The 7,268-nt window shown below is 61.3% G+C and carries 5 protein-coding genes and 1 pseudogene; 2 read left to right on the top strand and 4 right to left on the bottom strand.

The genetic code is table 11. The features are described 5' to 3' along the window. Positions 1 to 51 precede the first annotated feature (51 nt). The 4 genes from QT222_RS09985 to QT222_RS09970 all read right to left on the bottom strand — a co-directional run bounded on the left by QT222_RS09985 (position 52) and on the right by QT222_RS09970 (position 5,711). Positions 52 to 402, bottom strand: coding sequence for a HalOD1 output domain-containing protein (locus QT222_RS09985; RefSeq protein ID WP_491477081.1), 351 nt, complete (start codon positions 400 to 402; stop codon positions 52 to 54). A gap of 143 nt (positions 403 to 545) precedes the next feature. After that, positions 546 to 2,978, bottom strand: a complete 2,433-nt coding sequence (locus QT222_RS09980; RefSeq protein WP_491477080.1) for a bacterio-opsin activator domain-containing protein — start codon at positions 2,976 to 2,978, stop codon at positions 546 to 548. A gap of 105 nt (positions 2,979 to 3,083) precedes the next feature. Next, positions 3,084 to 3,572 (bottom strand): ribosomal protein S18-alanine N-acetyltransferase, encoded by a 489-nt coding sequence (gene rimI / locus QT222_RS09975; protein WP_004059414.1) that lies wholly within the window; start codon positions 3,570 to 3,572, stop codon positions 3,084 to 3,086. Positions 3,573 to 3,743: 171 nt separating this feature from the next. Further along, positions 3,744 to 5,711, bottom strand: a complete 1,968-nt coding sequence (locus QT222_RS09970) for an aconitate hydratase (RefSeq protein WP_491477079.1) — start codon at positions 5,709 to 5,711, stop codon at positions 3,744 to 3,746. Between the two features lie 202 nt (positions 5,712 to 5,913). On the opposite strand from QT222_RS09970, the gene QT222_RS09965 reads away from it, so the two are divergent. Together QT222_RS09965 and QT222_RS09960 are read left to right on the top strand one after the other, a co-directional pair. Next, positions 5,914 to 6,396 carry a deoxyuridine 5'-triphosphate nucleotidohydrolase gene (locus tag QT222_RS09965; RefSeq protein ID WP_004059422.1) on the top strand — a complete coding sequence of 161 codons (483 nt, stop codon included), beginning with the start codon at positions 5,914 to 5,916 and terminating at the stop codon, positions 6,394 to 6,396. Between the two features lie 338 nt (positions 6,397 to 6,734). Beyond that, positions 6,735 to 7,238 (top strand): annotated as a pseudogene (locus tag QT222_RS09960) (26S proteasome regulatory subunit family protein); the annotation flags it as partial. Between the last annotated feature and the right edge of the window lie 30 nt (positions 7,239 to 7,268).

The following is a 7,268-nucleotide window of genomic DNA, read 5'->3' as shown; positions in this document are numbered from 1 at the left end:
CCCCTCTGTGGTGTGTCCTATGGTGGTGATGGTAATTGCGTCGCGATGCTGTTAGGCAGACGTGACCATGACCGTCCCGTCGGCCCAGACGGTCACGTCACAGGCAGCGTACCGAAACCGGACTCGCCCGCGTGCAGAGCCTGCCGACCCACGCCCAATCTGCTCGCCCGACGCTGGTTCCCGGGACAGCGGGGCGAACAGTCGACTGAGCGCATCCGGGTCGATGGTTTCGGAGAGCGGTGGAAGCTCAGAAACGTCTTCGTCCAGTAGTTGGGCGGTCGCCGAAACGACAGTCACAGCGAGTGTGTCTTGTCCATCCCAATCATGTCGAGCGACAACCTCTTCGCTCGTGCCAGTGTTCCATCCCACATCATTGCCCTGTAATACGCGAGTTTCGTCCATGGTTCGGTTCGCGTCGGCGAGATGCCGACATCTACCCTGTCGGCAGTTGTGGATATATCGCTCCCTGCTATCCAACTAGTGGTGTCTCCTGTGACGACTCTATTCACCTAGAGTCCTGATTGAGAAACAATTGGTAACACGCCTCATTCGAAGACGTGTTCGACAAGCTTCCGTTCGGCGGCGCGAAGGTGGTACTGGAACGTCGGCGCGCTGATGTCGAACGTCTCGGCAAGCGTCTCCGCCGTACTGCGACGCGGCCACTCGTAGAATCCCGCGAGGTGTGCCGCCCGAATCGACTCGTACTGGCGGTCCGTCCACGCATCGCGTATCTCGGAGACGAACGTCGCCGGTGACGTGGCTCCTTCGGTACAGGTCCGACGAGACAGGAGGCTCGTGCCGGGGTAGTTCGTATCGAGTGCGTCGACGAACGACCGGACGCGAATTCGCTCCGGAACTTCGACTGTGAGCGTGGTCTGTGTTCCTGACGCGTGCAGTGCGCAGAGCGTTGCCTCGGAGGCGTACAGTGTCTCGAATAACGATTCTCGCGGAAGACGAAGTTCGAATAGATGTTCTGACCCATCCGTCGAGAGTTGTCTGACACGAGTCGCAACGTCCCGTCCCGCATCGGCCACGTCGTCGGGGGCTGCGTCGGTGACGATAAACGCGATGACGGAGCCATCCGACTGCGGGATGACTCCAGTGAGGTTCACCTCGTGGCCGACGCGCTGAGCGAGACGGGTGAGTGAGAGTCGGTCGCCACCGAGTTGGACTTGGAGTTGTGTCTGTCGTTCTGTCAGCATGGCATCGGCGCGATTCGTCGCGGTGATGGCGTAGCCTACGGTCTCTCCGAGTTCCGTGAGGAGGCCGTCTTCGTTCGCGATGGTCTCCTGTTCGTTTGCGTGGACGACGAACAACGCTTCGACCCGGTCGTCGGCAACCGCGGGGATGACTGCAATAGACCGGAATCCGTAGGCGAGCGCATCGCCTCGGTGGTCCGCCCATGCGAGGTCGTCGAGCACGTCGTCGACGGTCTGTATCTCACCCGTCTCGATGGCGTCGGTGAGCAGACCGAACAGCGGTGCGTTCGTCGCTACCTCACCGAGTCTATCTATGTAGGCGGCATCCGCTCCGTGTACGGTGTCTGGCGGTGGCCGGAACTCGTCGTCGACCTCGCTCGCTTCGGCGTGCCAGACGACGCTGTAAGGGGCTGCATCGGCGAGATGCTCGGACACGGCGGAGAGTGCCTCGCCACGGGTTGGGGCACGAATGAGCGACTGAATGACGTTTCGGATAGTCGTGTTTATCCGGTTGAGTTTCGTGAGCGCCTTGTTCTGTCTGGCAAGTCGCTTGTCGCGCTCGCGTAACTCGGTTTCTGCGTCGATTCGCTCCAGTAACTCTTCGACGGTGGCAGACAGCAAGTTCACGAGTTCGACGTCGACCTCGTTCGGGGCGACGGTTCCCGGATGGCCGGTGACGAGGACGCCGTGTCGACCGAGTGGCGCAGCGATAACTTGTTCTGCGCCATCGACGACATCCCCGCCCAGTATCACCTCGACAACGCGAACCTCGCCGGTGACGAACGCCTCCCAGACGCCGCCGTCGCTGATACCGCTACTGGGCGGCTTCTCACCCAGACCCGACCCCTCCTCGCCGACGCGAGTGAGAGCGGTTCGGTCCTCGTCGAAGACGAACAACTCAGTTCGAGCGTCGCCGAGTACCTCGTCACAGGTTTCGACGGCGGCGTCGAGAACCGCCTCCCGGTTGGTTGCACTCATCATCTCACGTGTTCGTTCGTGAAGTGTCGCCAGTAACTGCTCGTAGCGGTGTCGTTGCGTCACGTCGCGAAGCACGCCGACCGACCCGACTTCTTCGCCGTCGACGACGAGTGGTGTCCGGTGGTTTTCGACCCGAACCACGCCGTTGTCGGGCGTCTCTAGCTCGAACTCGACTATCTGCGTCGATGTCGCCACAAAGGCGTTATCACTGCCGTCGGTTGGGTCGTCGCCGTCACCGCCGTCGGTTGGGTCGTGGGTTCCGACGATGTGACTCGCAGGCGAGCCAATGACCTGCTCGCGCGTCAGTCCCGTGAGACGCTCGAACGCGGGGTTGATGGCGGTGAACCGTCCGTCGGCGTCGATCGCGTATACCGCGTCGGCGACGGCGTCCACCATTCGGACGTACTGCTCGGCCGCTGCTTCTCGTTCCTGTTGTTCGAGGCGGTCGCGATGGGACTGTCTAAAGCGGTATTCCGAAAGCGCTCGCTGGACACGAGTGGCGACCCGCGACAGCGTTTCGGGGTCGTCGTACACGACATAATCCGTCGCGCCCGCGTCGAGAACCCGCTTGGCGACGCGCTCGTCGTCGGTCGCAACGACGACTGGAACGTCAAGTCCGTGTTCGCGAATATTGCGGGTAAATTCGGCTTCGTCACCGTCTGCGAGCGGGACAGCGAGGACGACACAGTGGATAACCGACGCTGCATCGAGAAGCTCCGCGTAGGCAGCGAATCCGCTTTTGACGTGGCGGATGGTTGTGTCCTCGGAACGTGAGTCGAACGACGATTCGAGGGAATCCACAAAACCGCCGTCGTCACTTACACAGAGAACTTCGGCTGGCGGTGACACAATCGAAGTACGACCGTGTCCATGATAAGGACTCCCACGAACTTCACCGCGCTTGTGTCAGTCAGATTTCCACTCGCTGAGGTCCAGAACCATGATATAGGCGTCTTCCCCGTTGCCGTAGTAGCCGGGAATTCGACGGGCGGATTCGAAGCCGACGCTCCGGTAGAGCCGTATCGCCGGGTCGTTAGAGACGCGAACTTCGAGTTTGACGACGGTCGCTCCTGCGATGGTCATCGCCGCCAGTGACTGTACGAGTAGTCGCCGACCAAGTCCGTTTCCGCGGGCGTCTTCTCGGACCGCGAGGTCCTTGACGTGGCCGATATCGTTGCCGTGGTTCGGCATCACGTCGGCGACGACGTAGCCGAGGACCTCGTTTTCGCGAGTCGCCACAAGGAATGCGGGTTCGTCGACGAATAGCTCGAACGCCGAGTATGGCCACGGCTCTGAGAAACACGCCCGCTCGATGCGGAGCACGTCGAGTAAATCGGCGCGGTCAGCTTGCCGGATGACCACGTTGTCGGCGAGTGCGTCGTCGAACTCCCTCACATTCGGCGGTATGTGACGGTGATGGAAAAGCACGCGGCTTCGCTCGTGTGTGAGTTACGGTCGAATATCGTTTGTAATCGGTCGAATGAATGGCGCTCACCGAGTCGAATGAATGGCGCTCACGGTGCGGCCGCTCACCGGCCGAAAAACGTGAGAATGTTGGGTGTGGACTTAGTCGTCCGCGGGGGCAGCGCCGCCCTCAGCCTGCTGCTTCGTGAGGGTGAGCTTGCCACCGGCCGCGAGGATGTTGCGCTCGCGTTCGGATGCGTGGAGTTCCGCCGTTGCTTCCCAGTCGTCGTTCACGCGGATGGTGAACTCTTCCTGACCGGATTCGACTGCGGCGGCCACGTCGTCGACGATTTCGACCTCGTCGCCCTGTTCGATCTTCGCGTACGTCTCCTCGTCGATGGAGAGAGGGACGATACCGAAGTTGAACAGGTTCGCCTTGTGGATGCGAGCGAACGACTGCGCGAGGACGGTCTCGATGCCGAGGTACATCGGACACATCGCGGCGTGTTCGCGGGAGGAACCCTGACCGTAGTTCTCGCCAGCGACGAGAACACCGGAACCGGCTTCCTTGGCGCGCTGTGCGAACGTCTCGTCGACACGCGAGAGCGTGAAGTCCGAGAGGCGCTCGATGTTCGAGCGGAACTTGAGGATGTCGGACGTTGCCGGGATGATGTGGTCGGTCGTGATGTTGTCCTCCATCTTCAGGAGTGCCTCACCCGAGATGTCGGCACCGAGCGGGTCCTGCAGTGGGACTTCGCCGATGTTCGGTCCCTTGATGAGGTCGTCGTCGATGGCGTCTTCCGCGTAGATGAGGTCCGTCTTGGAACCGTCGTACTCGTCGGGAAGCTCGACGCCGGGCGCTTCGAGGTCGTCGAGTTCGTCGGCGAGGTCGCGCGGGTCGACGATTTCGCCCTTGAGTGCTGCGGCAGCAGCGACCTGCGGCGAGCAGAGGTAGACGTTGTCGTCTTCGATACCGGAGCGACCCTCGAAGTTGCGGTTGAAGGTACGCAGGGAGATGGAGTCAGAGGCGGGCACGTGGCCGATACCGATACACGGTCCACAGGTCGCCTCGGAGACGTTGACACCGGCGGCCATCATCTCGGCCGTCCAGCCTTCGCGGGCCAGAATCTCGCCGGCCTGCTTCGAACCGGGTGCGACAATCATTTCGAGGTGCTTTGCGACTTCGCGGCCCTCGAACATCTTCGCGGCCGGGAGGATGTCCTCGTAGCCACCGTTCGTACAGGAACCGACGAGGACCTGCTCGACCTTCTTGCCGGCGACTTCGCGGACGGGCACGACCTTGTCGGGCATCGACGGGCAGGCGATGAGCGGTTCGAGGTCCGAGAGGTCGATGACGATTTCGTCGGCGTATTCCGCGTCGTCGTCGGCCGTCAGCTCGACGTACTCGTCGCCGCGGCCCTGGCGTTCGAGGTAGTCTTTGGTCTTTTCGTCCGTCTCGAAGATGGACGAGGTCGCGCCGAGTTCCGTCCCCATGTTGGTGATGGTCGTGCGCTCGGGCACGGAGAGCGATTCAGCACCGGGGCCGGAGTATTCGAAGACCTTGCCGACGCCGCCTTTGACGGTCTCGCGGCGGAGCATCTCGAGGATAACGTCCTTCGCAGAGGACCACTCGGGAAGCTCGCCTTCGAGGCGAACGTTGACGACTTCCGGCATCTCGACGTAGTACGCGCCGCCACCCATGGCGACGGCGATGTCGAGACCACCTGCACCGATGGCGAGCTGGCCGAGACCACCGGGAGTCGGCGTGTGCGAGTCGGAGCCGAGGAGCGTCTTGCCGGGTGCGGCGAAGTTCTCCTTGTGGACGTTGTGACAAATACCGTTACCGGGTCGGGAGAAGTGGGCACCGTATGTCCCGGCCGCGGAACGGAGGAAGCGGTGGTCGTCCGTGTTCTTGAAGTCGAACTGGTAGGTCTGGTGGTCACAGTACTGGGCTGCGAGTTCGGTCTGGGCCTCGTCGAGGTCGAGTGCCTCGAACTGGAGCCACACCATCGTCCCAGTCGTGTCCTGCATCAGGACCTGGTCGATTTCGATTCCAATTTCCTCTCCGGGGGTAAGTTCGCCCTCGACGAGGTGGTCCGAGAGAATCTTTTCCGTGAGCGTCTGTCCCATAACAGGCGAATGTCGATGGCCCTCGGATATAAATCCCGCGTACTTCCCTATCTTCGAACGTGAAGGATACCGCCGTCTCCGGGTTTCTAGCGTCTAAGGACCATTAAACTCCTTGGTGGTTCTTCCATGATAACCGTCCCCGAGGTTTATGTGTTGACTCGGGTTTCGCTACTGTTTTTGGCCCCCCCAACGCTGACCAATTATGTACCGCGCTGGCTCCTTCGTCGCACAGCATATCTCGCCAGTCACCGACGAACAGGTCCAACCCAATGGCGTGGACCTGACACTCGACTCGGTGCTCGAACAGGTCGAACCCGGCCGCATCGGTCGCGAGGGGAAGACAATCGGTGAGCGCCGCGAACTCGACCTCGCCGATGCCGATACGGAATCGTACCACCTCGAACCCGGTGGGTACGTCCTCCAATACGCCGAGACGGTCCACATCCCCGACGGACACGTTGGGTTCATCTACCCTCGCTCGTCGCTGATGCGGAACTCGTGTATGCTCAACACCGCCGTCTGGGACGCCGGCTACGAGGGCAAAGGGGAAGGACTGCTGCAAGTACACCACCCCATCGAACTCGAACGCGGCGCGCGAGTCGCGCAAATCGTACTCACGAAGGCGAACCACAACGAGACGTACGACGGGAGCTATCAGGGCGAACGAACCGACCCGACGCCCTAACGAACCGAACGACGGATAGTCCAGTCCCCCGGTCACCGTCTCGCCCCGAAAATACGGGAGAAGTAGTAACGTACTAGTTCTCCCGACGTTCTCGGTAATGACGAATTTGTTTCAAGTCACTGGCCGGTCTATTATTAGCTTGCGGAGGAGTAGTGTCCGGGCCGAGCGAGGGGCGACCTGAAGACCAATACCTCCGCACCTTCCTCCCGACTGCATTTTTCATTCGGTGAGTAGACGTGCTGCGCCATTCCGGTACGTATGGCCTTTTCGAGAGGCGTACCAATGTTCCCTGACCCAAAGGCACATTTACGCGCACACCTAAGTGCGTCCAATCACTGATGTCACGGAGTCCATCTCTCCCGGAACGCCCTCATCTCGATCTGGACCCCGAGATGTCGGATGCAGAGCGTCTCTCTGCACTCCGCCAGCACTTCGAACGCATGGTCGAGGTCAACCGAGAACTCACCCAGCGTCTCCAGACTGCTGACAACCGGCACGCCGAGTTGGTCGACGAGGTCGACCAGATGAAAGCACGCAACGAGGCCCTGAAGACGGCCTCGTACTACATCGCCACGGTCGAGGAGTTGACCGACAATGGCGTCATCATCAAACAACACGGCAACAACCAGGAAGTTCTGACCGAGTTCGCACCGAACCTACGCTACGACGACATCGAGCCCGGCGACCGCGTCGCCATCAACGACTCGTTTGCCGTCCAGACCGTCCTCGACGACGAGACGGATGCGCGGGCGCAGGCGATGGAAGTTGTCGAGTCGCCCACCGTCTGCTACGCCGACATCGGCGGGATCGACGAACAGGGTCGCGAAGTCCGCCAGGCGGTCTGATAAACACCCGCCAAACCCCACGAGGTC

It is taken from the genome of Haloferax sp. s1, assembly GCF_058382125.1.
The sequence above is the reverse complement of the archived record's forward strand: the minus strand, read 5'-3'. Positions and strand labels throughout refer to the sequence as shown.